Annotated in this window: 23 protein-coding genes; 19 read left to right on the forward strand and 4 right to left on the reverse strand. The window is 64.2% G+C overall.

What is annotated here, in order from left to right; genetic code table 11:
* The first annotated feature begins 2 nt into the window (after positions 1-2).
* The 3 genes from CR105_RS18110 to CR105_RS18120 all read left to right on the forward strand — a co-directional run bounded on the left by CR105_RS18110 (position 3) and on the right by CR105_RS18120 (position 4,261).
* On the forward strand, positions 3-2,450 hold the full coding sequence (locus CR105_RS18110) for a ligase-associated DNA damage response DEXH box helicase (protein ID WP_099790804.1): 2,448 nt from the start codon (positions 3-5) through the stop codon (positions 2,448-2,450).
* Positions 2,447-3,097, forward strand: coding sequence for a ligase-associated DNA damage response endonuclease PdeM (gene pdeM, locus CR105_RS18115; protein ID WP_099790732.1), 651 nt, complete (start codon positions 2,447-2,449; stop codon positions 3,095-3,097). The genes CR105_RS18110 and pdeM overlap by 4 nt, the downstream gene beginning before the upstream one ends.
* An 87-nt stretch (positions 3,098-3,184) precedes the next feature.
* Positions 3,185-4,261, forward strand: coding sequence for a glycine zipper 2TM domain-containing protein (locus CR105_RS18120; protein ID WP_099790734.1), 1,077 nt, complete (start codon positions 3,185-3,187; stop codon positions 4,259-4,261).
* A gap of 110 nt (positions 4,262-4,371) precedes the next feature.
* Here the strand turns inward: CR105_RS18120 and CR105_RS18125 are convergent, their stop codons facing one another.
* The 3 genes from CR105_RS18125 to CR105_RS18135 all read right to left on the reverse strand — a co-directional run bounded on the left by CR105_RS18125 (position 4,372) and on the right by CR105_RS18135 (position 6,858).
* A complete protein-coding gene (locus CR105_RS18125; protein WP_099790736.1) occupies positions 4,372-5,175 on the reverse strand; it encodes a Crp/Fnr family transcriptional regulator in 804 nt (267 codons plus the stop codon).
* 449 nt (positions 5,176-5,624) lie between these two features.
* Complete coding sequence (locus tag CR105_RS18130; protein WP_099790738.1) at positions 5,625-6,269, reverse strand: response regulator; 645 nt, start codon at positions 6,267-6,269, stop codon at positions 5,625-5,627.
* A 124-nt stretch (positions 6,270-6,393) separates the two neighbouring features.
* Positions 6,394-6,858: a universal stress protein gene (locus CR105_RS18135; RefSeq protein WP_099790740.1), complete on the reverse strand. Its 465-nt coding sequence runs from the start codon at positions 6,856-6,858 to the stop codon at positions 6,394-6,396.
* 378 nt (positions 6,859-7,236) lie between these two features.
* Here CR105_RS18135 and CR105_RS18140 point away from each other — a divergent pair, with 378 nt between their 5' ends.
* From CR105_RS18140 to trpA, 12 genes are all read left to right on the forward strand, one after another.
* On the forward strand, positions 7,237-8,076 hold the full coding sequence (locus CR105_RS18140; RefSeq protein ID WP_099790742.1) for a protein phosphatase CheZ: 840 nt from the start codon (positions 7,237-7,239) through the stop codon (positions 8,074-8,076).
* Positions 8,076-9,992 (forward strand): chemotaxis protein CheA, encoded by a 1,917-nt coding sequence (locus CR105_RS18145; RefSeq protein ID WP_099790744.1) that lies wholly within the window; start codon positions 8,076-8,078, stop codon positions 9,990-9,992. The genes CR105_RS18140 and CR105_RS18145 overlap by 1 nt, the downstream gene beginning before the upstream one ends.
* Before the next feature lie 233 nt (positions 9,993-10,225).
* Positions 10,226-11,629 carry a 3-isopropylmalate dehydratase large subunit gene (leuC, locus tag CR105_RS18150; protein ID WP_099790746.1) on the forward strand — a complete coding sequence of 468 codons (1,404 nt, stop codon included), beginning with the start codon at positions 10,226-10,228 and terminating at the stop codon, positions 11,627-11,629.
* Positions 11,630-11,672: 43 nt separating this feature from the next.
* Positions 11,673-11,795, forward strand: coding sequence for a hypothetical protein (locus CR105_RS29255; RefSeq protein ID WP_267873903.1), 123 nt, complete (start codon positions 11,673-11,675; stop codon positions 11,793-11,795).
* A 37-nt stretch (positions 11,796-11,832) separates the two neighbouring features.
* On the forward strand, positions 11,833-12,480 hold the full coding sequence (leuD, locus tag CR105_RS18155; RefSeq protein WP_099790748.1) for a 3-isopropylmalate dehydratase small subunit: 648 nt from the start codon (positions 11,833-11,835) through the stop codon (positions 12,478-12,480).
* A 35-nt stretch (positions 12,481-12,515) separates the two neighbouring features.
* Positions 12,516-13,586, forward strand: a complete 1,071-nt coding sequence (gene leuB, locus CR105_RS18160) for a 3-isopropylmalate dehydrogenase (RefSeq protein ID WP_099790750.1) — start codon at positions 12,516-12,518, stop codon at positions 13,584-13,586.
* A gap of 24 nt (positions 13,587-13,610) precedes the next feature.
* Positions 13,611-14,738 (forward strand): aspartate-semialdehyde dehydrogenase, encoded by a 1,128-nt coding sequence (gene asd / locus CR105_RS18165; RefSeq protein WP_099790806.1) that lies wholly within the window; start codon positions 13,611-13,613, stop codon positions 14,736-14,738.
* 345 nt (positions 14,739-15,083) lie between these two features.
* Positions 15,084-17,918 carry a motility hub landmark protein FimV gene (locus CR105_RS18170; protein ID WP_307189643.1) on the forward strand — a complete coding sequence of 945 codons (2,835 nt, stop codon included), beginning with the start codon at positions 15,084-15,086 and terminating at the stop codon, positions 17,916-17,918.
* A gap of 25 nt (positions 17,919-17,943) precedes the next feature.
* Positions 17,944-18,756: a tRNA pseudouridine(38-40) synthase TruA gene (gene truA, locus CR105_RS18175; protein ID WP_099790754.1), complete on the forward strand. Its 813-nt coding sequence runs from the start codon at positions 17,944-17,946 to the stop codon at positions 18,754-18,756.
* Positions 18,757-18,774: 18 nt separating this feature from the next.
* Complete coding sequence (locus CR105_RS18180; protein ID WP_099790756.1) at positions 18,775-19,467, forward strand: phosphoribosylanthranilate isomerase; 693 nt, start codon at positions 18,775-18,777, stop codon at positions 19,465-19,467.
* Entirely contained in the window at positions 19,451-20,698 is a 1,248-nt protein-coding gene (trpB, locus tag CR105_RS18185) for a tryptophan synthase subunit beta (protein WP_099790758.1), read from the forward strand. Before CR105_RS18180 ends, trpB begins: the two co-directional genes overlap by 17 nt.
* Positions 20,699-20,750: 52 nt before the next feature.
* On the forward strand, positions 20,751-21,551 hold the full coding sequence (gene trpA / locus CR105_RS18190; RefSeq protein ID WP_099790760.1) for a tryptophan synthase subunit alpha: 801 nt from the start codon (positions 20,751-20,753) through the stop codon (positions 21,549-21,551).
* A gap of 65 nt (positions 21,552-21,616) precedes the next feature.
* Here trpA and CR105_RS18195 read toward each other — a convergent pair whose 3' ends face one another.
* Complete coding sequence (locus CR105_RS18195; protein ID WP_099790762.1) at positions 21,617-21,931, reverse strand: hypothetical protein; 315 nt, start codon at positions 21,929-21,931, stop codon at positions 21,617-21,619.
* Between the two features lie 183 nt (positions 21,932-22,114).
* On the opposite strand from CR105_RS18195, the gene CR105_RS18200 reads away from it, so the two are divergent.
* From CR105_RS18200 to CR105_RS18215, 4 genes are all read left to right on the forward strand, one after another.
* Positions 22,115-22,390: a DUF2277 domain-containing protein gene (locus tag CR105_RS18200; protein WP_099790764.1), complete on the forward strand. Its 276-nt coding sequence runs from the start codon at positions 22,115-22,117 to the stop codon at positions 22,388-22,390.
* A 207-nt stretch (positions 22,391-22,597) separates the two neighbouring features.
* A complete protein-coding gene (accD, locus tag CR105_RS18205; RefSeq protein WP_099790766.1) occupies positions 22,598-23,470 on the forward strand; it encodes an acetyl-CoA carboxylase, carboxyltransferase subunit beta in 873 nt (290 codons plus the stop codon).
* A gap of 77 nt (positions 23,471-23,547) precedes the next feature.
* Positions 23,548-24,846, forward strand: coding sequence for a bifunctional tetrahydrofolate synthase/dihydrofolate synthase (gene folC / locus CR105_RS18210; protein WP_099790768.1), 1,299 nt, complete (start codon positions 23,548-23,550; stop codon positions 24,844-24,846).
* 11 nt (positions 24,847-24,857) lie between these two features.
* Positions 24,858-25,790: an SPOR domain-containing protein gene (locus CR105_RS18215; RefSeq protein ID WP_099790770.1), complete on the forward strand. Its 933-nt coding sequence runs from the start codon at positions 24,858-24,860 to the stop codon at positions 25,788-25,790.
* Position 25,791 lies beyond the last annotated feature (1 nt).

Raw genomic sequence — 25,791 nt, forward strand, 5'->3', positions numbered from 1 at the left:
AGATGGCGGTGACGGTCGATGCCTGGTTCGCCGGGCGCGGATGGAAGGTGTTCCCGTTCCAGCGCGCCGTCTGGCGCGCCGCGCTGGCCGGCGAATCGGGCCTGCTGCATGCCAATACCGGCTCCGGCAAGACGTATGCGGTGTGGATCGCCGCCCTGATGCGCGGCGCCCTCGTCAAGCGCCGCAAGAGCAGCGGCTTGCGGGTGCTGTGGATCACGCCGATGCGCGCGCTTGCCGCCGACACGCAGCGCGCGCTGGAAGAATCAGCCGCCGCGCTCTCGCCCGGGTGGACCGTCGGCGCGCGCACCGGCGACACCACCTCGGCCGAGCGCGCGCGCCAGGCGCGCAAGCTGCCGTCGGCCCTGATCACCACGCCCGAGAGCCTGTCGCTGCTGCTGTCGCACGCCGCCGCCAAAGAGCAGTTCGCGGGTCTGGACATGATCATCATCGACGAATGGCACGAACTGATGGGCAGCAAGCGCGGCGTCCAGGTGCAGCTGGCGCTGGCGCGGCTGCGCCACTGGAATCCCGAACTGGTGGTGTGGGCGTTGTCGGCGACGATGGGCAACCTGGCGCAGGCGCGCGAAGTGCTGCTCGGCGTTGGGCAGGGCGTGCTGGTCGAGGGAGACCTGCGCAAGCAGATCGTCGTCGACTCGCTGGTGCCGGCCAATGTGTCGCGATTTCCGTGGGGCGGCCACCTCGGCATCCAGATGCTGATGCCGGTGATCGACGAGATCGAGCAGTTCAACGCGACGCTGGTGTTTACCAACACGCGTTCGCAGTCCGAGCTGTGGTACCAGAACATCCTCGAGGCCCGTCCCGACTGGGCCGGCCTGATCGCGCTGCATCACGGCTCGCTTGACCGCGCGGTGCGCGACTGGGTCGAGATGGGACTCAAGAAGGGCGAGCTGAAAGCGGTGATCTGCACCGCCAGCCTCGATCTCGGCGTCGATTTCCTGCCCGTCGAGCGGGTACTGCAAATCGGCAGCGCCAAGGGCATCGCGCGCCTGCTGCAGCGGGCCGGGCGCAGCGGCCACGCGCCCGGCCGGGTCTCGCGCGTGACCCTGGTGCCGACCAATAGCCTCGAACTGCTGGAGGCGGCCGGCGCCAAGGAAGCGGTGGCGTCGCGCCGCATCGAGGCACGCCTGGTGCCGAACAAGCCGTTCGACGTGCTGGTGCAGCACCTGGTGACGGTGGCGCTGGGCGGCGGCTTTCGCTCCGAGCAGCTGCTGGCCGAAGTGCGCGGCGCCTGGTCGTATCGTCACCTCACCGACGAGGAATGGCAGTGGGCGCTCGACTTCGTCGCCCGCGGCGGCCAGAGCCTGACGGTGTATCCCGAATACCAGCGCGTGCTGCCCGACGAGGAGGGCGTGTTCCGCGTGCCCGACGTGGCGATCGGCCGCCGCCACCGCATGGGCATCGGCACCATCGTTTCCGATTCGAGCGTGCAGGTCAAATACATGTCGGGCGGGCGCATTGGCAGTGTCGAGGAGTCGTTCGTCGGGCGCATGAAGGCGGGCGACCATTTCATCTTCGGCGGCAAGAGCCTCGAATTCGTCCGGCTGCACGAGATGACCGCGTTCGTCAAGCGCGCCACCGGCAAGAAGGGCGCGGTGACGCGCTGGATGGGCGCCAAGATGCCGCTGTCGTCGGAGCTCGCACACGCCGCCCTCGAGCAGCTGCGCCGCGCCGCCGAGGGCCAGTTCGTCGGCCCCGAGATGGAGGCGCTGCGCCCGCTGATCGAGATCCAGCAGCGCTGGTCGGTACTGCCGACGACCGAAGTGTTTGTCATCGAGGCGATGAAAAGCCGCGAAGGCCATCACCTGTTCGTCTATCCCTTCGCCGGCCGCTCGGTCCACATGGGCCTGGCGTCCTTGCTGGCCTACCGCGTCGGCCGGCTGCAGCCGATCACTTTTTCGATCGCCATCAACGACTACGGCTTCGAACTGCTGGCCGCCGAGCCGGTCGACTGGAAGACGCTGTTCGCCGGCGCCACCGGCGCCGAGGTGGGGCTGCTCAGTACCGAGCGCCTGCTCGAGGACGTGCTCGAAAGCCTGAACGCGACCCAGTTGTCGCAGCAGCGCTTTCGCGAGGTGGCGCGCATTGCCGGGCTGGTGTTCCAGGGGTATCCGGGCCAGCCGAAAAGCGCGCGTCAGGTGCAGGCGTCGTCGTCGCTGTTTTTCGAAGTCTTCCGCAAGCACGATGCCGGCAACCTGCTGCTGACGCAGGCGCAGCGCGAAGTGATGGAGCAGGAACTCGAACTGACGCGCCTGCGCGACACGCTCGCCGAGCTGCACGCGCGCCGCGTCGCCTATTGCGACGTCAAGCGCGCCACGCCGTTCGGCTTCGCGCTGATGGTCGAGCGCTTCCGCGAAAAGGTCACCACCGAAAAACTGTCGGACCGGGTGGCACGGATGGTGCGCGAGCTTGAAAAGGCGGCCCAGCCGTGACCGCGCGCGAAGTGCTCGTCGCCGGCGAGACGCTGCTGCTGCTGGCGCAGAAAGCGCTGTACTGGCCGGCGCGCAAAATGCTGATCGTCGCCGATATCCACTTCGGAAAAGCGGCGTCGTTCCGCGCGCTCGGCGTGCCGGTGCCGCGCGGGACCACCAGCCAGAACCTGGCCGCGCTGGACGCCCTGATGGCCGCGCACGATGTCGGGCACATCACCTTCCTCGGCGACTTCCTGCACGCGCGCGCGGCCCATGCGACGGCGACGGTGGCGGCGATGCTGGCCTGGCGCTTGCGCCACCCATCGCTCAAACTCACGCTGGTGCGCGGCAACCACGACCGCCACGCCGGCGACCCGGCCGCTTCCATGATGATCGGCTTGGTCGACGAGCCGCATGCGGTGGCGCCGTTCGCGTTCTGCCACCATCCCGATGTCGACACCGCCGGCTACGCGCTGGCCGGGCATATCCACCCGGCCTTCCTGCTGGCGACCCGCTTCGACGCGTTGCGCCTGCCGTGTTTCGTGGTCGGCCCGCGGCGCATGATCCTGCCCTCGTTTGGCGCCTTTACCGGCGGTTTCCTGATCACGCCAGAGGCGGGCGACGCCATTTATGTGACCTCCGGCGAGGCCGTGCACTTAGTGCGCTAGCGTACGGACGGCCAAGCGGCCTCAGCGTAACTTACCCTTACTCGCTGTCAATACTCAGCGCCGCTGTCAAACCTCCAAGGAGAATATATGAAAACCAAACAAAAACTACTCGCCGGACTGGTGTCAGTGATTCCGCTGCTGTCCATGACGCTTGCCGCCGCACCGGTGCAGGCCCAGGGCTACAACCCGGTCATCCGCGGCTTCAATGTCGATGAAGTGCGCCGCATTGTTCCGGGCCAGGAACTCAATTTCGACGTCTACGGCACCCCGGGCGGCCGCGTGGTCCTGCAGATTGCCGGCGCCAACCGCAACCTGCAGCTGACCGAAACCGAGCCTGGCCAGTATGAAGGCACCTACACCGTCGGCAGCCGCGACCGTATCTCCGCCACCAGCGCTGTGACAGCTAACTTGCGCGTCGGTAATCAGGTCACCAGTGGCGTGCTGAGCGAATCGCTGGTGCGCGGCGGCCGCTACAATGGCCCACGTCGCGGCGACCTGGCCAGCCTGCCACGCATCGAGCGCTTCGACGTGCGCGGTACCGAAGACCTGCGTCCAGGTAACGACCTCGACTTCATGCTGCGCGGCACCCCAGGCGCCAAGGTCGACATGACCATCGCCGGCACCCGCGGCGTGTTCTTCCTGCCGGAAGTGCGCCCAGGCGAGTACGAAGGTTCCTACGTGATTCGCCGCGGCGACCGCATCGCGACGAACACGCCAGTAACGGCCAACATGCGCATTAACGGCCGCGTTGCCACCGCGACGCTGGGCAAGCCGCTGCAACTGGTGTCGACCGTGCCGCAGAGCGCGCCACGCGTGGTGCGCTATTGCAGCAACTGCGCCACCGTCGAAGCGATCAACGTCATTGAAGTCAATGGCGAAGGCAACTACCTCGGCACCGTCGGCGGCGGCGTCGTCGGCGCCCTGCTCGGTAGCCAGGTCGGTGACGGCAACGGCCGTACGGCAGCGCAAATTGCCGGCGCGCTGGGCGGCGCTTACGTCGGTCGCAACATCGACCGCGCCAACGCCAAGCAGACCCGTCACTTTGAAGTGGTGATCCGCTTCGCCAACGGCGGCACCCAGACGGTGCAGTATGCCAACGACCCGGGCATGCGCGTCGGCGAAAAAGTGAAGATCAACGACGGCGTGCTCACGCGCGATAACTGATCTGCGTCGTCATCGGTCAAAAGCCGGCATCCTTGACGATGCCGGCTTTTTTTCGTCTGTCCAAATGAAAAGCCCGCCGGGCGGCGGGCTGGGGGCAAACTGGGGGAAGGCTAGATTGTGGTGGCCAGCACCTGGTCGTCGCCTGCCGCTTCTTGCTCCGCCTTCAGCTTGGCGGCGTTGGTCTGCTTGGCACGCGAGCGCGACGGCGGCAACCGGCGCAGCGTCTTGAGCGCCTCGGCATCCTTGATACCGATGGTGCGCTGGTCGACGGTGATCAGGCCGATCTCGTTGAATGCCGACAGGGTACGGCTGACCGTTTCGAGGGTCAGGCCGAGGTAGCTGCCGATTTCATGGCGCGTCATGCGCAGGTTAAACAGCTTGCTCGAGTAGCCCATCGCGGCGAAGCGGTCGGCCAGCGACACCAGGAAACGTGCCACCCGGGCCTCGGCGCTGAGGGCGCCGAGCATGCCGATCATGGCCTGCTCGCGGACCAGTTCGCGGCTCATGACGCCGTACATGACGTTTTCGAGTTCGAGGTGGACGCGGCCAAGCGCGGTCAGCTTTTTGAACGGCAGCAAGATCAGGTCGCAGTCGGACAAGGCGACCGCTTCCGAGGCGTAATGGCGGGTATGGATGCCGTCGACGCCGAGCATGTCGCCTTTCATCGGGAAGCTCAGTACCTGCTCATTGCCGAACTCGTCGATGAGCACGGTTTTGAGAAAGCCGGAGTTGACAATGTACAGCGTGTCGAAAGCTTGTCCGATGGTATGGACGCGCTGCCCAGTCTTGAACTGGACATGCTGGAACAGCAATTCTTCGGTATTCACCGACACCGCGGCGGTGATGTGCAGCAGGTCGCACACCTCTTTCAGATTGGACCACAGGCGGCCCTGACGTTGGCGGCCAGCTTCCATTGGAGAGGAATGCATGGTCGACGAAGAATTCGGACGTGGTTCTGACGTTTGCGTAGACATCATTCTCATCTCCATGTGAAGTAACTTTTAGTGCTGCGGGCGATCACAGGTGCGAACAACGATCTGTGACTGCCTGACCGGTGCTTCATCAGTGATGGAACAGCGCGCTGGGCCAAACTCACGGTGAATGAAAATTCTCGCGAGAAAGTCGGATCGCTGGATTTAGTATGCCAACACGAGTCCGTCATTGATATCAGCGAACGCTGAATCTAGCAGTAGGAGGCGGCGCGACATTGTAGGAAGAGTCTTACGTTGAGGGACGGGTGCCAGAGGAGAGAGTGCACTTACCGTAGAGATGTGAACTAGATGCCGCAGAGACCGGTCGTCGAACCAAAGTGACGCATATCGGCACAAAACGATGGCGCCGATGTCTAAATCTTTTCGCCCACTCAAGTCTTGAATGGCGACAGTAGCCTGTGCGCCACAGCGTACTGCACCATTTCCGACAGCGACGTCATCCCCATCTTCTGCATGATGCGCGTCTTGTGGGTGCTGACCGTCTTCACCGACAGGTGCAGGCTATTGGCGATCTCGGTAATCGACTTGCCGCCCACCAGCAGTGAAAACACTTCGAACTCGCGGTCCGACAACTGCTTGTGCAGCAGTTGCTCGTTCGGCGTCATGATGTTCAGCGCCAGTTGCTCGGCCACCTCGGTACTGATGTACGGCCGGCCGGACGCGACCTTGCGGATCGCGCCGACCAGCTGGGTGCCCGCGCTTTCCTTGGTCAGGTAGCCCTGGGCGCCGGCGCGGATCGCCCGTACCGCATATTGTTCTTCTTCGTGCATGGTGAGGATCAGGATCGCCAGCTTGGGCGCTTCGCTGCGGATCTGGCGGATCAGGTCGACGCCGCTGCGCCCCGGCATCGACAGGTCGAGCAGCAGCAGGTCGAAGCCGCCCTGGCGAACATGCGACAGCACTTCGAAGCCGTTGATGGCCTCGCCGACGATATCGATGTCGACGGCGCCATCGAGGATGCGCTTGAGTCCTTCGCGCATGATCGTGTGGTCGTCAGCGATGACAATGCGAATCATAGGTCGCCATTTTGCAAGGTGAATAAAACCGCGAAATCCGGAGGTGGCGTATTGACAAGCGTAAGTCCAGGTTGCATGGTGCGCAATATGGATACTGATAGGTTGACGAAACAACATTATTGGACTATGCCGCCGGTTCCTGGATCAGGCGATGCACCAGCACCGGCTTTAACGTGTGCGACAACACCTTGTTAGTGACGCTGCCCAGCAACAGCTGGCCCCAGCCGCTGCGTCCGTGCGACCCCATGAAAATCAGGTCGCAGTTGTGCTTGTCAGCAATTTCGACGATCTTCAGCGCCGGCGAATCGGCAAAGGCGGTGACGGCGCTGTGTTTCAGTCCTGCCTGTTCGGCGGCGCGCATGATGGGCCCGGTATGTTCCTCGCCGGTGCGGATCATCGTCTCGACATATTCCTCTTCGAGCGGATAGGACGGCGGGATGATCTCGACGTACACCGGATATTGATATTCGGCGGCGACGTACAGCGCCATCACCTCGGCGCCCATCTGCCGGGCGAAGGCGACGCCGGCGCAGGCGGTCTGTTTCGATACGGCGGAGCCGTCAGTGGTGATCAGGATTTTCCGGTACATGGTCAGCATCTCCGACAAAGCCGTCTTATTCTCTATTGTAGTAGGCGTTGCGACTATTGTAAGAACAAACCCGTTTGATCTTGCTCAAATGCTCATCAGTACGGAACGCATCCTGCCTTGCCGCGCGAAGGTTAAGGTAACGGAATACAACACTTGCTCATCGAAAAGTGTGGGTAAACGCCGATTTGATTAACTTTTGGATAAGTTTCCTCACTCAATTCAGTTGCTTCGTGGTGAAAGATTTACCAACGGCAACTACGCTGCTAAACTCGTGGCATCGCGACGTTTTCGTTGCATTGCTATGCCGAGAGCCCGCACAGCATCACCCAGACACGCAATTATTCATTGCAAATTAGCAAATTATGGAGAAGCAGGGATATGACCCACGCCGCTGATGATTTCGACGCACTATTCGATGAGGTGTCCGCGCAGCGTTCCGCCGCCCCGGCGGTGACGCCCGCCGCGTCGGCGGCGCCCTCCGCCGAAGATGATCTGGATGCGCTGTTCGACCAGGTTTCGGCCGCCCAGCCGGTGGCCGCGCCTGCCGCCGCCGCGCCGGCGGCTGCCGCCGCACCCGATAGCGGCGCCGACGACGACGACGCCGGCGACACTGGCGCTGCCGACAAGCCGATGTTCGAGCGCCTCGGCGGCATCGTGCGCCTGCTGCACGACTCGCTGCGCGAACTCGGCTACGACAAGGCGCTCACCGAAGCGGGGTCGCAAATCGTCGACGCCCAGGACCGCCTCGAATATGTTGCCTCGCTGACCGAGCAGGCCGCCAACAAGGTGCTCAACACGCTCGACGATGGCATGCCGGCGCAGGATGCGCTGTCGAAAAAGGCGAAGGCGATGGACACGCGCTGGACCGACCTGTTCGACGGCAAGCTCAGCATCGACGAATTCAAGACGCTGGCCGGCGACTCGCGCCAGTTCGCCCAGGCGGTTGCCGAAGCGACCGAAGCCGAAAAGGCGCGCCTGCTCGACATCATGATGGCGCAGGACTTCCAGGACATCACCGGCCAACTGATCAAGAAAGTCGTCGCCATTACCAAGACGGTCGAGCATGAGCTGGCCGAACTGCTGCGCGACAACGCGCCGCCGGCCGTGCGCGAGAAACTCGCCGCCCACAAGCCGAACCTGATGTCCGGCCCGGCGTTGCCATCGGTGGCGCTTGACCAGGACAATGTTGACGACCTTCTTGCCGACCTGGGATTCTGATGGACGATATGCTCAAGGACTTCGTCGTCGAGGCGATGGATCTGGCAGTAAACGTAGAAGAACACTTGCTTCGGCTCGAACGCGACCCGAACAACAAGGAAACGCTGAACGCCGTGTTTCGTTCCTTCCACACGATCAAGGGCGGCGCCGGTTTCATGAACCTGCCGGCGCTGGTGGCGGCCTGCCACCTGACCGAGAACCTGTTCGACGCGCTGCGCAATGGCGCCGCGCCAGTCACCCCGCTGGCCATTGAAGCGGCGCTGCAGGCGTCCGGCTTCGTCGCCGACCAGCTCACCGACCTGTCGAACGGCGCCGCTCCCGAGCAGCTCGCATCGATGCCCGATTCGCTCGAACGCATTCTGGTCAACGCCATCGAAGGCAACGTCGATGTGCCGGCCAAGCCGGCCGCGGCGGCGCCGGTCGCCGTCGCCGCCGCGTCAGTCGCCGCCGCCGCCGCGTCAGTCGCCGCCGCTGCACCGGTCGCCACCGCGCCCGGCGCCGATGGACTCGACTGGGAAGCGATGTACATCGCCGTCGTCCCGGCCGGTACCTGGACGCCGGCTGCCCGCGCGCGCAGCGAAGCCGTCGCCGCTGGCGCCGCCGTCGCCAAAAGCGCTCCGGCGGCAATGCCTGCGCCTGCGCCTGGCGCCGGCCAGCCCGGCCAGCCCGGCTGGGACGGTGTCGACCGCCGCGAAGAGAAGGTGCAGGAATTCCGCGCCGCCTCCGCGCCCGTCAAGGAAGACAGCATCCGCGTCGACGCCGTCAAGCTCGACGCCCTGCTCGAAGTTGCCGGCGAATCGGTACAGGCGGCCAACCAGGCCGCAGTGCTGCTCGAACGCCTGCTGCAGTACAAATTCGAAGGTCCCGCCGCCAGCCTGATGGCAACGCTGACCGAAACGCTGGAGCGCGCGTCGCGCTATTCGGCCGAACTGCAGCGCGCCACGCTGGCCACCCGCATGCAGCCGGTCGGCCGCCTGTTCCAGAAATTCCCGCGCCTGGTGCGCGAACTGGCCAAGGACCTCGGCAAGGACGTCGAACTGACGATCGAAGGCGCCGAGACCGAAGTCGATCGCGTCGTCGTCGACAGCCTGTACGATCCGCTGGTGCACATGCTGCGCAACGCCCTCGACCACGGCGTCGAGTCGCCCGAAGCGCGCCTCGCTGCCGGCAAGCCTGCCAAGGCGTACATCTCGCTGAAGGCCTGGCAGGAAGCCAACAGCGTCATGATCGTGCTGCAGGACGATGGCAAGGGCATGGACCCGGCCGGGCTGCGCAAGAAGGCGTTTGAAAAAGGCCTGATCAACGAACACGGCGCCCCGAGCGACGAGGAAGCCTACCAGCTGGTGTTCCTGCCGGGCTTCTCGACCAAGGAGCAGGCCACGTCCGTATCGGGCCGCGGCGTCGGCATGGACGTCGTCAAGACCGCCGTCGAGAAGAACCGCGGCGCGATCCATATCGAGTCCTCGCTTGGCCACGGCACCAAGTTCGCGATCCGCCTGCCGATCGAACTGTCGATCGTGCCGACCATGCTGGTATCGACTTCCGGCGCCGCGCTGGCGCTGCCGATGGCGGTCGTTCAGCGCGTCGTCGAACTGCCGGAGACCTTCATGATGGTCGGCGGCGCGCCGGTGCTCAAGGACCAGGGCCGCCCGCTGCCGGTGCGCTCGCTCGCCGGCGCGCTCGGCTACGAGAACTGCTCGGAACGGGTCGGCATCGTCGTCGCCGCGCCGCAGCCGTACATCCTCGCGGTCGCCGCGGTCGACGGCACCGCCGACCTGGTGATCAAGCCGATGACCGCCATCGCCGTCGAAGGCATCACCGGCACCGCCCGTTCGGCCGAAGGCGAACTGGTTCTGGTGGTCGGCCTGTCGTTCCTGATGGACGGCTGCCGCGCAGCGGTCAAGCTGGCGGCGTAAAGAAAAACGCACGAAAACGGGGCGGCAGGGAAATACTCCGCGCTGCACCAAACGACACTAAAAATGCCTGCTGTCACTAGCGGGCATTTTTTATTTGCCAAAAGGATTTCCAAAGAACTAAAAATTTGCATGAATGTCTAATTATGCAAAGAATATTCAAATCAGCCCGGCACTGACGCAGTGCACAAATAATGGCATAATCAAACTCGTTCTTTCAAACCGACCGCGACGCCATGATGAAAACGCTCTACGACAAACTCTGGGAATCGCACGTCGTGCGGGCCGATGAAGATGGCACCACGGTGCTGTACATCGACCGTCACCTGGTACACGAGGTCACCAGCCCGCAGGCGTTCGACGGCCTGCGCGAAGCCGGGCGTCCGCTGTGGCGCACTTCCGCCAACCTGGCCGTGGCCGATCACAACGTCCCCACCACCGACCGCAAGGGCGGCATCGCCGATCCGACTTCGCGCCTGCAGGTCGAAACGCTCGACGCCAACGCCAAGAGCTACGGCCTCACTTATTTCAACATGAACGACAAGCGCCAGGGCATCGTCCACGTGATCGGGCCGGAGCAGGGCGCCACCTTGCCGGGCATGACGGTCGTCTGCGGCGACTCGCACACGTCGACCCATGGCGCCTTCGGCTGCCTGGCGCACGGCATCGGCACCTCCGAAGTCGAACATGTGCTGGCCACGCAAACGCTGCTGGCAAAAAAATCGAAGGCCATGCTGGTGCAGGTCGACGGCGCCATGCCGGCCGGGGTCACCGCCAAGGACATCGTGCTGGCGATCATCGGCAAGATCGGCACCGCCGGCGGCACCGGCTACGCCATCGAGTTTGGCGGCTCCACCATCCGCGCGCTGTCGATGGAAGGTCGCATGACGGTCTGTAACATGGCGATCGAAGCTGGCGCGCGCGCCGGCATCATCGGCGTCGACGACACCACCATCGACTACGTCAAGGGCCGGCCCTACTCTCCGGCCGGGCCGCACTGGGACCGCGCGGTCGACTACTGGCGCACCTTGCACTCCGACGCCGGCGCCAGGTTCGACCTGGTCGTCACCCTTGGCGCGGCCGACGTCAAGCCGCAGGTCACCTGGGGCACCTCGCCCGAAATGGTGACCTCGATCGATGGCCGCGTGCCCGATCCGGACAACGAAAAAGACGCGGTGCGGCGCGACGCGATGGAAAAGGCGCTGGTCTACATGAACCTCAAGCCGAACACGCCGATCGCCGACATCCGCATCGACAAGGTGTTCATCGGCTCGTGCACCAACTCGCGCATCGAAGACCTGCGCGCCGCCGCCGCCGTGGTGCGCGGCAAGCAGCGCGCCTCCAACGTGCGCCTGGCGCTGGTGGTGCCCGGCTCGGGCCTCGTCAAGGACCAGGCCGAGCGCGAAGGCCTCGACAAGATCTTCCGCGACGCCGGCTTCGAGTGGCGCGAGCCTGGCTGCTCGATGTGCCTGGCGATGAACGCCGACCGGCTCGAGCCGGGCGAACGCTGCGCCTCGACCTCGAACCGCAATTTCGAAGGCCGCCAAGGGCAGGGCGGACGCACCCACCTGGTGTCGCCGGCGATGGCCGCCGCCGCCGGTATCGCCGGCCACTTTGTCGATGTCCGCGCGCTGCGCTAATGGTTTTACTCCAAAACTAACTACTAAAATAAGAGTCCAACAAATGAAGAAGCTATTCGCCCTCGGTGCCGTCGCCCTGCTGCTGGCCGGCTGCAATACCATCGCCGGTGTCGGCAAGGATGTCCAAAAAATTGGCCAGGTCGTCGAAGGCGCCGGCAGAAAATAACGCGAAAGAGCGGGCCCTGTGGTCCGCGCAAAGGACCATGGATAAATTCACGATATACGAAGGACTGGTGGCGCCGCTCGACCGCGCCAATGTCGACACCGACGCCATCATCCCGAAGCAGTTCCTCAAGTCGATTCACCGCACCGGCTTCGGCCCCAACCTGTTCGACGAATGGCGCTACCTCGACCACGGCGAACCGGGCAAGGACAACAGCGCGCGCCCACTCAATCCCGACTTCGTGCTGAACCAACCGCGCTACCAGGGCGCCTCGATCCTCCTCACGCGCAAAAACTTCGGCTGCGGCTCCTCGCGCGAACACGCGCCGTGGGCGCTCGACCAGTACGGTTTTCGCGCCGTCATCGCGCCCAGCTTCGCCGACATCTTCTTCAACAACTGCTACAAGAGCGGCCTGCTGCCGATCGTGCTCACCGAAGCGCAGGTCGAGCACCTGTTCAACGAGGTCAAGGCCTTTCCGGGTTTTCGCTTGGTGGTCGACCTCGAGCAGCAGCGCGTGTCGACCTCCAACGGCAGCCTGACGTACCAGTTCGAGATCGACCCGTTCCGCAAGTACTGCCTGATCAATGGCCTCGACGACATCGGCCTGACCTTGCGCCACGCCGACGAGATCCGCGCCTTCGAGGAGCGCCACCTGGCTGCCCAGCCGTGGCTTGCCAACGTCATCTAACGCAGTTATCCGAACCCACAACGAGAAGCCAGAACATGAAGATCGCAATCCTGCCCGGCGACGGTATCGGCCCTGAAATCATGAAGCAGGCGGTCAAGGTGCTGAACGTGCTCGGCGAACGCTTCGAACTCGAAACCGCCGATGTCGGCGGCGCCGGTTATGCCGGCCATGGCCATCCGCTGCCGGCGTCGACCCTGGCGCTGGCGCGCGCCGCCGACGCTGTGCTGTTCGGCGCTGTCGGCGACTACAAGTACGATTCGCTCGAGCGCTCGCTGCGCCCTGAGCAGGCAATCCTCGGACTGCGCAAGGAGCTCGCGCTGTTCGCCAACCTGCGTCCCGCCATCCTGTATCCCGAACTGGCCGGCGCCTCCACGCTGAAGCCAGAGGTGGTGTCGGGCCTCGACATCCTGATCATCCGCGAGCTGACCGGCGACATCTACTTCGGCAAGCCGCGCGGCGTGCGCGAGTGCCCGGACGGCCCGTTCAAGGGCGAGCGCGAAGGCTTCGACACGATGCGCTACGCCGAGTCGGAAATCCGCCGCATCGCCCACGTCGCCTTCCAGGCGGCGCAAAAGCGCGACCGCCGCGTCACCAGCGTCGACAAGGCCAACGTGCTCGAGACGTTCCAGTTCTGGCGCGACATCGTCACCGATGTGCACAAGGAGTATCCGGATATCGAGCTCGATCACATGTACGTCGATAACGCCGCGATGCAGCTGGTGCGCGCGCCAAAAAAATTCGACGTCCTCGTCACCGGCAACATGTTCGGCGACATCCTGTCCGACTGCGCGGCGATGCTGACCGGCTCGATCGGCATGCTGCCGTCGGCGTCGCTCGACGCCAACAACAAAGGCCTGTACGAGCCGTCGCACGGTTCGGCGCCCGACATCGCCGGCAAGGGCATCGCCAATCCACTGGCGACGATCCTGTCGGCGGCGATGATGCTGCGCTTTTCCCTCGGCCGCCCTGAACAGGCCGAACGCATCGAGACCGCCGTCAAGGCCGTGCTGGCGCAAGGGCTGCGCACGGCCGACATTTACGAGCCGGGCACCACGCGCGTGGGCACCGACGAAATGGGCGACGCGGTGGTCAAGGCTTTGGCATAGATTTTTACTTATAGAGAGAAGATGATGAAACTAGTTGGCTTGGTAGGTTGGCGTGGCATGGTCGGTTCGGTGCTGATGCAGCGCATGCGCGACGAGGGCGACTTCGCCCACATCGAACCGGTGTTTTTCACCACTTCGAACGCAGGCGGCAATGCGCCGGCGATGGCGAAGAACGAAACCACGCTGAAGGACGCGCTTGACGTCACCGAGCTGTCGAAGTGCGAGATCATCATTTCCTGCCAGGGCGGCGACTACACCAACGAAGTGTTCCCGAAGCTGCGCGCCGCCGGCTGGAACGGCTACTGGATCGACGCCGCGTCGACCTTGCGCATGAACGACGACGCCGTCATCGTGCTCGACCCGGTCAACCTCGACGTCATCAAGAACGCGATGACCAAGGGCGTGAAGAACTACATCGGCGGCAACTGCACCGTGTCGTGCATGCTGATGGGCCTGGGCGGCCTGTTCGAGCACAAGCTGGTCGACTGGATGACGTCGATGACGTACCAGGCCGCGTCCGGCGGCGGCGCCCAGCACATGCGCGAGCTGCTCACCCAGTTCGGCACCATCAATGCCGCCGTGCGGCCGCTGCTCGACGACCCGGCCGCGGCGATCCTCGACATCGACCGCGCCGTGCTGGCGACCCAGCACGGTTACTCTGCCGATGAGATCAAGCAGTTCGGCGCGCCGCTGGCCGGCAGCCTGATTCCGTGGATCGACAAGGACCTCGGCAACGGCCAGTCGAAAGAAGAATGGAAGGCCGGCGCCGAGACCAACAAGATCCTGGGCCTGGGCGCCGCATTCGGCAGCGCCGAAATTCCGGTCGACGGCCTGTGCGTGCGCATCGGCGCGATGCGCTGCCACTCGCAGGCGCTGACCATCAAGCTCAAACGCGATGTGCCGCTCGACGAAATCAACGACATCATCGCGTCGAACAACCAGTGGGTCAAGGTGGTGCCGAACACGCGCGAAGCGTCGATGCGCGACCTGTCGCCGGCGGCCGTCACCGGCAGCCTGACGATCCCGGTCGGGCGCCTGCGCAAGATGTCGATGGGCGGCGAATACCTGTCCGCCTTCACCGTCGGCGACCAGTTGCTGTGGGGCGCGGCCGAGCCGCTGCGGCGCATGTTGTGCATCGTTCTCGACAAGTAAAGTTCTGCTAACGGTCGTTAACTGCAAGCCATCGAAAGGGCCGGATTTATCCGGCCCGACGTGTTTTGGAAACGCAGTTTTCACTCTGAGAACTGGCCAATCGGGCGCGCAAGATTTGCTGAAAAGTCGCATTAACTGAGCATACTGCTCACATACCTTGCGTTGTGGCCGGAGAAACACTCCTAAAGCTTGCATGCTCTAGAGCATGATGATATGTTGAGACCTCCGGGAAACCTGCATTCTCCCTCGACAACTCTTACGACGCCCCCAATCATGCCTTTAAAAACTCGCCCCCGGATCATGTCGCTCGCGCTGAAAACACTTTATGGCGCTGTTGCCAGCGCAGTGTTTTTGTCCTCCGCGGCGTGCGCTGCGGGACTCGGCAAGCTGACCGTCCTGTCGTCCCTCGGCCAGCCTTTGCGCGCCGAAATCGAGTTGACGTCGGTGTCGAACGACGAGGCCGCCGGCCTGGTGGCCAAGCTTGCCGCGCCTGAAGCGTTCCGTCAGGCGAACATCGAATTCAATCCGGCCCTGCTGTCGCTGCGTTTCGCGGTCGAACAGCGCAATGGCCGCCAGTTCATCAAGATCTCGTCGTTGCAGCCGGTCAACGAGCCGTTCGTCGACATGCTGCTCGAGCTGTCGTGGAACAGCGGCCGCCTGGTGCGTGAATACACCTTCCTGCTCGACCCGGCCGAACTGCGCACGACCCAATCGGCACAAGTGGCCGCGCCGGTCGATGTGCTGAACCAGGGTTCGCGCACCAGCCTGCCGGCGCGGCAGGCCGGCCAGCCGACCCGCCAGGGCAGCCAGGCCAGCCAAACCAGCCAAACCAGCCCGGCGAGCCAGCCCGCGCCCGCCGCGCAAGCGCCGCAGCCGCGCCCGAAGCTCGAGCAGCCGACCGCCGACAACCAGGGCGACGCCGGCGACGGCGCCTCGAAGTACAAGGTCAAGCGCGGCGACACGTTAGGACGCATTGCTGCCCAGGTCAAGCCGGTCGAGATCTCGCTCGACATGATGCTGGTGGCACTGTACCGCGCCAATCCGGACGCCTTCATCAGCAATAACATGAACCGCCTGAAGTCCGGCCAGATCCTGTCGGTGCCCGACTCCGACGCCATCAAGGGCGGCGGCGAGGGCGACGCCCGTGGCGTGGTGGTGGCCCATGCGGCCGACTTCAACGCTTACCGCAACAAGCTGGCCGGCCAGGTCGCCAATGCGGCGCCGGGCAAGGAAACCGAAGGCACCCAGAGCGGCGCCGGCAAGATCGTCGCCAAGGTCGAAGAACGCCCGACCGCGGCCAACGAATCGAAGGACCAGCTCAAGCTGTCGAAGGCGGCGCCTGCCGGCGCCGCCGGCAAGACCGGCGCGGTCGACGCCGAAGACAAGATCGCCAAGGAGCGCGCGCTGGCCGAAGCGACCGCCCGCGTCAAGGAACTCGAGCGCAACGTCAGCGACCTCGAAAAGCTGATGACGGTGAAGAACAAGGCCGGCACCGAAGCGCAAGTGGCGCCGGTGTCTGTGGTGACGACGCCGGCGGCGGCGGTAGCGGCCAGGCCGGCAGCCGAAGTGATGCCCGCGCCCGCGCCGGTCGAGCCGGCGAAAGTCAAACCGGCGCCGGTGGTGGTCAAGCAGCCGGCGCCCGCCGAGCCGACCTTCGCCGACATGATCATGGATAACATCACCTACGTCGGCGCCGGCCTGGCCGTCGCGCTGCTGGCGCTGTTCGGCCTGTCGCGCCGCCGCAAGAAGGACGCCATCGCGCCAGGCGAGCCGTCGATCCTCGGCGCGCCGACCGACCAGGCCCACTCGCTGTTCGCCGAAACCGGCGGCCAGAGTATCGACACCAGCAACAGCGTCTTCAACTCCAGCTTCGCGCCATCGGCCAGCCAGCTTGACACCAACGAAGTCGATCCGGTCGCCGAGGCCGATGTCTACATCGCCTACGGCCGCGATGCGCAGGCCGAAGAGATTCTGAAGGAAGCGCTGCGCAACCATCCGGAACGCGCGCCGGTTCGCCTCAAGCTGCTCGAGATCTACGCCGCCCGCAAGGACCAGCGCGCGTTCGAAGCGCAAGCCGGCGAAATGTACGGCATCACGCGCGGGCAGGGCGACGAATGGGCCCAGGCGGCAGCGCTTGGCCTGTCGATCGATCCGCACAATCCGCTGTACGCAACGGCCGGAGAGACCGTGGCCGCCGCGGCGTCATCGACGCCGGAAGACATCGCCGAGCAGGCGATCCTGAACCAGATGCACGCCGAAGGCGTCTCGGCCGAACCCGACCTGATGGACCTGGGCCTGGCCGACAATACTCCGACCGCGCTGCCCGAGCCGGTGCAAAGCGCGGCCAGTCCGGCCGACGACCACACGCTCGACTTCGACCTGGGCGGCCTCAGTTTCGAGCCGGTCACCAACGACACGCCGGCACCAGCCAGCACGGTCGCTGCCGCGCCGGCGTTCGACGCCAACGACATGGAGTTCACGTCCGACCCGGTCGTCGCCGCCGCGCCGCCGAAGGAGGAAGAGCAGTCGTTCGACCTGGCCTTCGACATGGCCTTCGACACGCCGGACGCCGACAAGACGATTGTCGCCGCGGTCCCGGCCGAGCCGGTCGCCGAGCCGAAGTCGCTCGACGACATCCGTCTCGACATGGCCTCGCACGAGCCTGTCCCTGAATTCAACATGGCCGACCTGGCGCACGAATTCGACCTGCCGACGCTGCCCGACAGCACGCCGGCCGCCGCTCCCGTGGCCGCGAAAGCCGACGACGTCGCCAATTTCGCCGATATGGACTTCGACTTCCCGACGACGCCAGCCGCTCCCGCCGCCGCCAGCGCAGCGCCGGTCGACGACCCGTTCGCCCTGCCGGACTTCCCTGACGTCGAGCGTACCGCCGTGCCGGCCGCCGCGCAAAGCTTCGCCGCCGCGCCGCAGTTCGACATGTCCGGCATCGATCTGGACCTGCCGGCCGACGCCCCGGCTTTCGAGGAGACGGGCGCATCGTCTTCCAGCGGCGAGATGACCGCCATGCAAATGGAGATGGAGACCAAGCTTGACCTGGCCATCGCCTACGAGGAGATCGGCGACAAGGAAGGCGCGCGCGAACTGCTCGACGAAGTGATCAAGGGCGGCAGCAACGAGCAGGTAAGCAAAGCCAGCGCGATGCGCTCGAAACTGGCCTGAACCGCAACACGCAATTGGAGTTGATTTGAAACGGATAGCACTTGGCGTCCAGTACGACGGGACGCCCTGGAACGGCTACCAGAAGCAGCTGGACCGAAACACCGTGCAGGACCGGCTCGAAATCGCCCTCAAGGAATTCGGCCGGGTCGACCTGGCCACCACCTGCGCCGGCCGCACCGACACCGGCGTGCACGCCCTCGAGCAGGTGGTCCACTTCGACACCGACCTTGAACGCGGCATGCAGTCGTGGGTACGCGGCGTGAATGCCTTCCTGCCCGATTCCATCGCGGTGCGCTGGGCAACCGACATCCCGTTTGACCCCGAGCACGAATTCCACGCCCGCTTTTCGGCGCGCGCGCGCACCTACCACTACGTCTTGTACAACAACCCGGTGCGCTCGCCGCTGCTGGTCGGGCGCGCCGGGTGGACCTTCCGTCCGCTCGACCTGGACCTGATGCGCGAAGCGGCGCAGCACCTGGTCGGCACGCACGACTTTTCGGCGTTCCGCTCGTCGCAATGCCAGGCCAAGTCGCCCATCAAGCAGATGCATGAGGTCAGCGTCGACCGGCACGGCGAGGTGATCGTGTTCACCTTGCGCGCCAACGCCTTTTTGCACCACATGGTGCGCAACGTGATCGGCTCGCTCATCTATGTGGGCAATGGCCGCCATCGGCCTTCCTGGCTGGCCGACGTGCTGACAGGGCTCGACCGCAACGACGCCGCGCCCACTTTCATGCCCGATGGCCTGTACCTGGCTAAAATAGATTACGATCCCAAGTGGGGCTTGCCGCAGGAAGCGAGCAGTCCCTTGCCCTGGTTCGTGCCGGGCCGAAGTTAAGCCAACCTGTCTTTTATCATGCCCCGTACCCGAGTCAAGATTTGCGGCCTCACGCGCGAGGAAGACGTCCGCGCTGCCGTGCAGGCCGGCGCCGACGCGCTCGGCTTTGTGTTCTATCCGCCCAGCCCGCGCCACGTCACCGCCGCGCAGGCCGGCGCGCTGATCGCCGCCATGCCGCCGTTCGTCACCGCCGTCGCGCTGTTCGTCAACGCCACCGTCGAGGAGGTGGTGGCGGTGGCGAAAGTGGCGCCGTTTACGCTGCTGCAGTTTCACGGCGACGAGAGCGCGGCCGAGTGCGCGGCGATCGCCGCCGCCGTCGGCCGGCCGTTCATGCGCGTGTTCCGCATGCGCGCCGACACGAGCGCGGCCGATTTGCTAGAATACGAGCATCAATACCGCGCCGCCAGTCCCTTGTTCTCGAGTTTGTTGCTCGACACCTATGTGGATGCCTACGGTGGCGCAGGAAAGGTCTTCGATTGGTCTCTCATTCCAAAAGAACTCGCGCCTCGGGTCGTTTTAAGTGGTGGCTTGAGCGTAAGCAACGCGACTGACGCGGTTGCCTCCGTTCGTCCCTACGCGGTCGACATCAGCAGTGGTGTCGAGCAGCAGAAGGGAATCAAGGACGCCCGCAAGATCGCCGACTTCGTCAATGCGGTGCGGGCGGCAGATGCCACTATTGAAAGCGACAACTCCCATGAAAGCAGTTCCTGAACGCGGCCCGGCCGCGCCAATTTTCAAGACCACCGACTACCAGCTGCCCGACGCCCGCGGCCACTTCGGCCCGTACGGCGGCGCCTTCGTCGCCGAAACGCTCAGCCTCGCGCTGGCCGAACTGTCCGAAGCGTACGCGCGCTACAGCCAGGACCCCGAGTTCCTCGACGAGTACCGCTACGAGCTGAAGCACTTCGTCGGCCGTCCGTCGCCGATCTACCACGCCAAGCGCTGGTCCGAACAGATCGGCGGCGCGCAGATCTACTTCAAGCGCGAAGACCTGAACCATACCGGCGCGCACAAGATCAACAACGTCATCGGCCAAGCGCTGCTGGCCCGCCGCATGGGCAAGCCGCGCATCATCGCCGAAACCGGCGCCGGCCAGCACGGCGTGGCCACCGCCACCATCTGCGCCCGTTTCGGCCTCGAATGCGTGATCTACATGGGCAGCGAAGACGTGCGGCGCCAGGCGCAGAACGTGTACCGCATGAAGCTCCTCGGCGCCACCGTGGTGCCGGTCGAATCGGGCTCCAAAACGCTCAAGGACGCGCTCAACGAAGCGATGCGCGACTGGGTCACCAACATCGAGAACACCTTCTACATCATCGGCACCGTGGCCGGCCCGCACCCATATCCGATGATGGTGCGCGACTTCCAGTCGGTGATCGGCGAAGAGTGCCTGGTGCAGATGCCCGAGATGACGGGCCACCAGCCCGACTACGTGCTCGCCTGTATCGGCGGCGGCTCCAACGCGATGGGAATTTTCTATCCCTACATCGACCAGAAGGACGTCAAGCTGATCGGCGTCGAGGCGGCCGGCGAGGGGCTCGAATCGGGCAAGCACGCCGCCTCGCTCAGTGCCGGTTTCGCCGGCGTTTTGCACGGCAACCGCACCTACCTGCTGCAGGACGCGAACGGCCAGATCATCGAGACGCACTCGGTGTCGGCCGGCCTCGATTATCCGGGCGTGGGACCGGAGCACGCATGGCTGAAGGACCTCGGCCGCGCGCAGTACGTGTCGATCACCGACGACGAAGCCATCGCCGCGTTCCATGACACCTGCCGCATCGAGGGCATCATCCCGGCGCTCGAATCGTCGCATGCGATCGCGTACGCGACCAAGCTGGCCGCCACGCTGCCGAAGGATAAGACCATCCTGGTCAACCTGTCCGGCCGCGGCGACAAGGACATGCACACCGTGGCCGAGCGGATGGGGCTCGATTTCAGCTGATGTCATCACTGAAAATCGCCTGTCCCCATTCACTCCACACGAAAGCATTTCCATGTCCAGAATCGAAGCTACTTTTTCCGCCTTAAAGGCGCATAACAAAACTGGCCTGGTGACCTTCATCACTGCCGGCGACCCCGGTCCCGAAATGACGGTGCCGCTGATGCACGCGATGGTCGCCGGCGGCGCCGACGTCCTCGAACTTGGCGTGCCGTTTTCCGATCCGATGGCCGAAGGCCCGGTGATCCAGCGCGCCTGCGAACGCGCGCTCAAGTTCGGCATCGGCCTGCCGGACGTGTTTAATTACGTGCGCGAGTTCCGCAAGACGAACCAGGACACGCCGGTCGTGCTGATGGGGTACGCCAACCCGATCGAACGCATCGGCCCGGACGCCTTCATCGCCGCCTCGAAGGACGCCGGCGCCGACGGCGCCATCGTGGTCGACTATCCGCCGGAAGAGTGCGAGGAGTTTGCCGCATCGATGCGCGCCAATGGCCTCGACCTGATCTTCCTGCTGGCGCCGACGTCGACGCCGGAGCGCATCGCGCAGGTGGCGAGGGTGGGCTCGGGCTTCAGCTATTACGTGTCGCTCAAAGGCGTGACCGGCGCCGGCACCATCGACACCGACGACGTCGCGCGCCGGGTGGCGGCGATCCGCGAACACGTCAAGCTGCCGATCGGCGTCGGCTTTGGCATCCGCGACGGCGCCACCGCGAAGGCGGTTGCGCAGGTGGCCGACGCGGTGGTGATCGGCAGCCGCATCATCCAGGAGCTGGAAAATACGCCGAAGGAGGGCGCCGTCGCCGCGGTGCAGGCTTTCGTGGCCGGCATTCGCAGCGCGCTGGATACGCGATAACCTTAATAAAAGGTGAAAGAATCTTAATAAAAGGCGGCGTTTCCCCGCCTTTTGCAGAGCTTGAACTAAACTTCGATTTGCACGTCAATCTCTCCGACACACCTTTGGGCAGTTGAGTGATTGTCTGCGGAATACCAGACACCCGAGCAAGAGGTGACATCTGAAAGGCCGCTAATCGTAATACACCGCCAGTTTTCGTCCGCGCCGACTATCAACGGGCCCTTACTGCTTGTCCCGCCAAACTGATAAAACAGCGCCTGCGGTTTTCCATTCTTCATTCCAATTGCATGAGGACAGAATTCACGCCGGTGCCCTTGATAGGTTGCATAGATGTGTTGTTTTTTGAGAATTGCGTCACGAATTGTGTCGTAAGTGCTCATTTCAATTCCTTTAGATTAACGGAATTGCAATAATATTCTTTTAATATAAAAAGGCTACTTATGAATTTTTATCAATTTCGTATTTCCGATTGTCTATTTAATTATCGGTCTTTCTAGCGAGATCTTTGAAAATCAGAACGGCAACGTCAGTGCATCCCTGAACCAACAAATTCGGAGTAAGGTATGTGCCGCAATATCAAAACACTCTTTAACTTCGAACCGCCCGCCACCGACGACGAAATCCGCGCCGCCGCGCTGCAGTTCGTCCGCAAGCTGTCCGGCTTCAACAGCCCGTCGCAAGCGAACAAGGCCGCGTTCGAACACGCCGTCGAGGAGGTGACGAAGGCAGCGACGGCACTGATCGGCACGCTGGTGACGAACGCCGATCCTCGCGACCGGGAAGTCGAAGCACGCCGCGCGAAGGCCCGCAACGCGGTGCGATTCCAGTTGCGCGAATAGAGATCTGCCGGCGCCAACTGCGCGCATCATGCAGTGAACGCACGGCAATCTCCCGCCACGCTGCGCCGACCGGTGTTAAGCTGCTTGTCATTCCTGCATCGCTGGCAACGCTGTCTTATTGTCAATTTCGGTGTGTTTAAGTTCGACAAGATGGTGTCTAGCGGCTAAACTACCGCCAACCCAAGAATCGCCGCAGAAGGAGAATATATGAGTTGGTTGGAAAAACTGCTGCCACCCCGGATCCAGCGCTCGGATGCTGCTTCCCGCAAGACAATGCCGGAAGGCCTTTGGGTCAAATGCCCGTCGTGTGAAGCGGTTCTGTACCGTACCGACCTCGAATCGAATTTGCATGTCTGCCCAAAATGCAGCCACCACATGCGCATCCGCGCCCGCCAGCGCCTCGACAGCCTGCTCGACGAAGGCGGTCGCTATGAAATCGGCCAGGAAACCTTGCCGGTTGACACGCTCAAGTTCAAAGACAGCAAGAAGTATCCGGATCGCCTGAAGGCGGCCATGGAAGCGACCGGCGAGACCGATGCGCTGATCGTGCAGGGCGGCTCCATCATGAGCCTGCCGGTGGTCGTTGCCTGCTTCGAATTTGAATTCATGGGCGGCTCGATGGGTTCGGTCGTTGGCGAACGCTTCGTGCGCGGCGCCAAGGCAGCGCTCGAGCAAAAAGTGCCGTTCATCTGCATCACCGCCACTGGCGGCGCGCGCATGCAGGAAGGCTTGCTGTCGCTGATGCAAATGGCCAAGACGACGGCGATGCTGACCAAGCTGTCGGAAAAAAAGCTGCCGTTCATCAGCGTGCTGACCGATCCGACGATGGGTGGCGTGTCCGCCTCGTTCGCCTTCATGGGCGACGTCGTCATCGCTGAACCGAAGGCGCTGATCGGCTTTGCCGGCCCGCGGGTGATCGAAAATACCGTCCGCGAAAAGCTGCCGGAAGGCTTCCAGCGTGCCGAGTTCCTCGTCACCAAGGGCGCCGTCGACATGATCGTCGACCGCCGCAAGATGCGCGAAGAGATCGCGCGGCTGATGGCCCTGCTGCAAAACCAGCCGGCCGAAGTCATCGCGTAATAGCGCAGCCTTGTTGCATTGTTCCAGCTGCGTGCGCAAGCCTCTTGCGCACGCTTTCTCCACCCGAAGTCGATCCCATGCAAACGCTCCCCACCACCTTGCCCGACTGGCTGACGCTGCTCGAGTCGCGCCATGCCGAAGCCCACATCAACATGGGGCTCGACCGCGTGCGCACGGTCAAACTAGCGATGGGATTGACGTTCGATTGCCCCGTCATCATGGTGGCCGGCACCAACGGCAAGGGCTCGACGTGCTCGATGCTCGAGTCGATCTTGCTGCGCGCCGGCTACAAGGTCGGCCTGTACATCAAGCCGCACTTTCTCGACTTTAACGAGCGCGCCCGCATCAAGGGCAGCCTGGCCACCGACGCCGAGCTGATCGGCGCCTTCAACGACGTCGAAGCGGCGCGCGGCGACGTGCCGCTGACGTATTTCGAATTCACCACGCTGGCCATCATGCACTTGCTCGCCGGCGCCGGCCTCGACGTGGCGATTCTCGAAGTCGGCCTGGGTGGCCGGCTCGATGCCGTCAACGTCATCGACGCCGATGTGGCCATCGTCACCAGCGTCGACATCGACCATACCGATTTCCTCGGCACCACGCGCGAAGAAATCGGCTTCGAAAAAGCCGGCATCTTCCGTCCTGGCAAAGCGGCGATCTGCAGCGATCCGGTGCCGCCGGCGTCGCTGGTGGCGCACGCCGAGGCGATCGGCGCCGACCTGTGGCTGCTCGGGCGCGATTTCAATTATTCCGGCGACAAGCAGCAGTGGAACTTTGGCGGGCGCAGCCAGCGCCGCAACTCGCTGGCGTATCCGAGCCTGCGCGGCGCCAACCAGTTGCTCAACGCATCGGCCGCGCTGGCCGCGCTCGAAGTGCTGCGCCTCGAATTGCCGGTCGGCGCCCAGGAAATTCGCACCGGCCTCGTGACGGTGGAGTTGCCGGGCCGCTTCCAGGTTCTGCCTGGCCGGCCGACCGTCATCCTCGATGTCGCCCACAATCCGCACGCGGCCTCGGCGCTGGCGCTGAACCTCGGCAACATGGGGTTCCATCCGTACACGTACGCCGTGTTTGGCGTGATGCAGGACAAGGACATCGCCGGCGTCGTCACACCGATGGCGCAGTATGTCGACCACTGGTGCATCGCCGAATTGCCGTCGCCGCGCTCGGCCCATACCGGCGACCTGGCGGCCACCATTGCCGGCCTGACCCCGGACGACGGCAAACCGGGCGAGCGCTCGATCACCGAATTCGCCGACCCGGCGTCAGCTTTTGCGAATGCGATGAGCCGGGCCGGGGAGAATGATAGAATTGTGGTCTTTGGCTCGTTCTACACGGTAGCAGGCGTGATGGCAGCCCGAAAATCCTCCTCTCACTGAAAAAATACCGCATGGGCTTGTTCTCGTTCCTCAATAAAAACAAGCAAGACACCACTGCCGATGACAGTGGCTATTATTCCCGCGATGAGGATTCGGTCGCAAGCCGCGCCCGCTCCAAGCGCGCCTCGAGCGCCGGCGAACCGGCCGCGCCGCGGCGCGAACGCAAGTCGCGCGGCGACGATCCCGTATTGCCCGAGAAGAAACGCGCCCGCCGCCGGCTGGTAGGCGCCATCGCGCTGGCGCTGGCCGTGGCGGTCGGTTTGCCGATGGTGCTCGACTCCGAGCCGAAGCCGCTGGCCGGCGACATCGCGTTCCAGATTCCATCGCGCGACAAGGCGCCACCGCTGCCGGTGCCGGCAGTGCCCGGCGCTGTCACAGCCGCCGATTCGCTCGACAAGCGCGAAGAGTTCATCGATCCGCCGAAGCCGGAACCGCGCGAGATCAAGACGGTTGCCGTCGCCGAGCCGAAAGTCGAGCCGAAGCCGGCGCCGCCGAAGGACGCACCGAAGGCAGAGGCCAAGCCGGAAGCCAAACCAGAACAAAAGCCCGAGCCGAAAGTGGCCAAGGCAGAACCGAAGGCAGTCGAGCCGAAGGTGGCGGAGCCGAAGCCGGCGAAGGTCGCCGTCAAGGAAGACAAACCGGCCGCCAAACCGGAAGACGCCGCCCGTGCGCTCAACATCCTCGAAGGCAAGCCGCCGGCAGTCGCGGCCGACAAGTTCGTCGTCCAGGTGGCAGCGCTCGGCACGGCCGAGAAAGTGGCCGAATTGCAGGGCAAGCTGAAGGACGCCGGTATCCGTTCCTTCACCCACAAGGTATCGACCGCCGGCGGCGAGCGCATCCAGGTGCAAGTCGGCCCGTTCAGCCGCGAAGAGGCGGACCGCATGCGCGCCAGGCTCGACAAGGTCGGCATGCCCGGCAGCATCGTCAAGCCAGATGGAAAATAGA

The organism is Massilia eurypsychrophila (assembly GCF_002760655.1).
GTDB lineage: Bacteria > Pseudomonadota > Gammaproteobacteria > Burkholderiales > Burkholderiaceae_D > JAFCUW01.

Excerpts from the sequence above, each read along its gene's own strand:
- CR105_RS18180 (WP_099790756.1), top strand. The coding sequence starts at position 18,775 with ATGCCCCGTACCCGAGTCAAGATTTGCGGCCTCACGCGCGAGGAAGAC.
- leuB (WP_099790750.1), top strand. The coding sequence starts at position 12,516 with ATGAAGATCGCAATCCTGCCCGGCGACGGTATCGGCCCTGAAATCATG.
- CR105_RS18145 (WP_099790744.1), top strand. The coding sequence starts at position 8,076 with ATGGACGATATGCTCAAGGACTTCGTCGTCGAGGCGATGGATCTGGCA.
- CR105_RS18120 (WP_099790734.1), top strand. The coding sequence starts at position 3,185 with ATGAAAACCAAACAAAAACTACTCGCCGGACTGGTGTCAGTGATTCCG.
- trpB (WP_099790758.1), top strand. The coding sequence starts at position 19,451 with ATGAAAGCAGTTCCTGAACGCGGCCCGGCCGCGCCAATTTTCAAGACC.
- accD (WP_099790766.1), top strand. The coding sequence starts at position 22,598 with ATGAGTTGGTTGGAAAAACTGCTGCCACCCCGGATCCAGCGCTCGGAT.
- CR105_RS29255 (WP_267873903.1), top strand. The coding sequence starts at position 11,673 with ATGAAGAAGCTATTCGCCCTCGGTGCCGTCGCCCTGCTGCTGGCCGGC.
- CR105_RS18200 (WP_099790764.1), top strand. The coding sequence starts at position 22,115 with ATGTGCCGCAATATCAAAACACTCTTTAACTTCGAACCGCCCGCCACC.
- asd (WP_099790806.1), top strand. The coding sequence starts at position 13,611 with ATGAAACTAGTTGGCTTGGTAGGTTGGCGTGGCATGGTCGGTTCGGTG.
- CR105_RS18140 (WP_099790742.1), top strand. The coding sequence starts at position 7,237 with ATGACCCACGCCGCTGATGATTTCGACGCACTATTCGATGAGGTGTCC.
- CR105_RS18110 (WP_099790804.1), top strand. The coding sequence starts at position 3 with ATGGCGGTGACGGTCGATGCCTGGTTCGCCGGGCGCGGATGGAAGGTG.
- trpA (WP_099790760.1), top strand. The coding sequence starts at position 20,751 with ATGTCCAGAATCGAAGCTACTTTTTCCGCCTTAAAGGCGCATAACAAA.
- leuD (WP_099790748.1), top strand. The coding sequence starts at position 11,833 with ATGGATAAATTCACGATATACGAAGGACTGGTGGCGCCGCTCGACCGC.
- folC (WP_099790768.1), top strand. The coding sequence starts at position 23,548 with ATGCAAACGCTCCCCACCACCTTGCCCGACTGGCTGACGCTGCTCGAG.
- CR105_RS18125 (WP_099790736.1), bottom strand. The coding sequence starts at position 5,175 with ATGGAAGCTGGCCGCCAACGTCAGGGCCGCCTGTGGTCCAATCTGAAA.
- CR105_RS18130 (WP_099790738.1), bottom strand. The coding sequence starts at position 6,269 with ATGATTCGCATTGTCATCGCTGACGACCACACGATCATGCGCGAAGGA.
- CR105_RS18135 (WP_099790740.1), bottom strand. The coding sequence starts at position 6,858 with ATGTACCGGAAAATCCTGATCACCACTGACGGCTCCGCCGTATCGAAA.
- leuC (WP_099790746.1), top strand. The coding sequence starts at position 10,226 with ATGATGAAAACGCTCTACGACAAACTCTGGGAATCGCACGTCGTGCGG.
- CR105_RS18215 (WP_099790770.1), top strand. The coding sequence starts at position 24,858 with ATGGGCTTGTTCTCGTTCCTCAATAAAAACAAGCAAGACACCACTGCC.
- CR105_RS18195 (WP_099790762.1), bottom strand. The coding sequence starts at position 21,931 with ATGAGCACTTACGACACAATTCGTGACGCAATTCTCAAAAAACAACAC.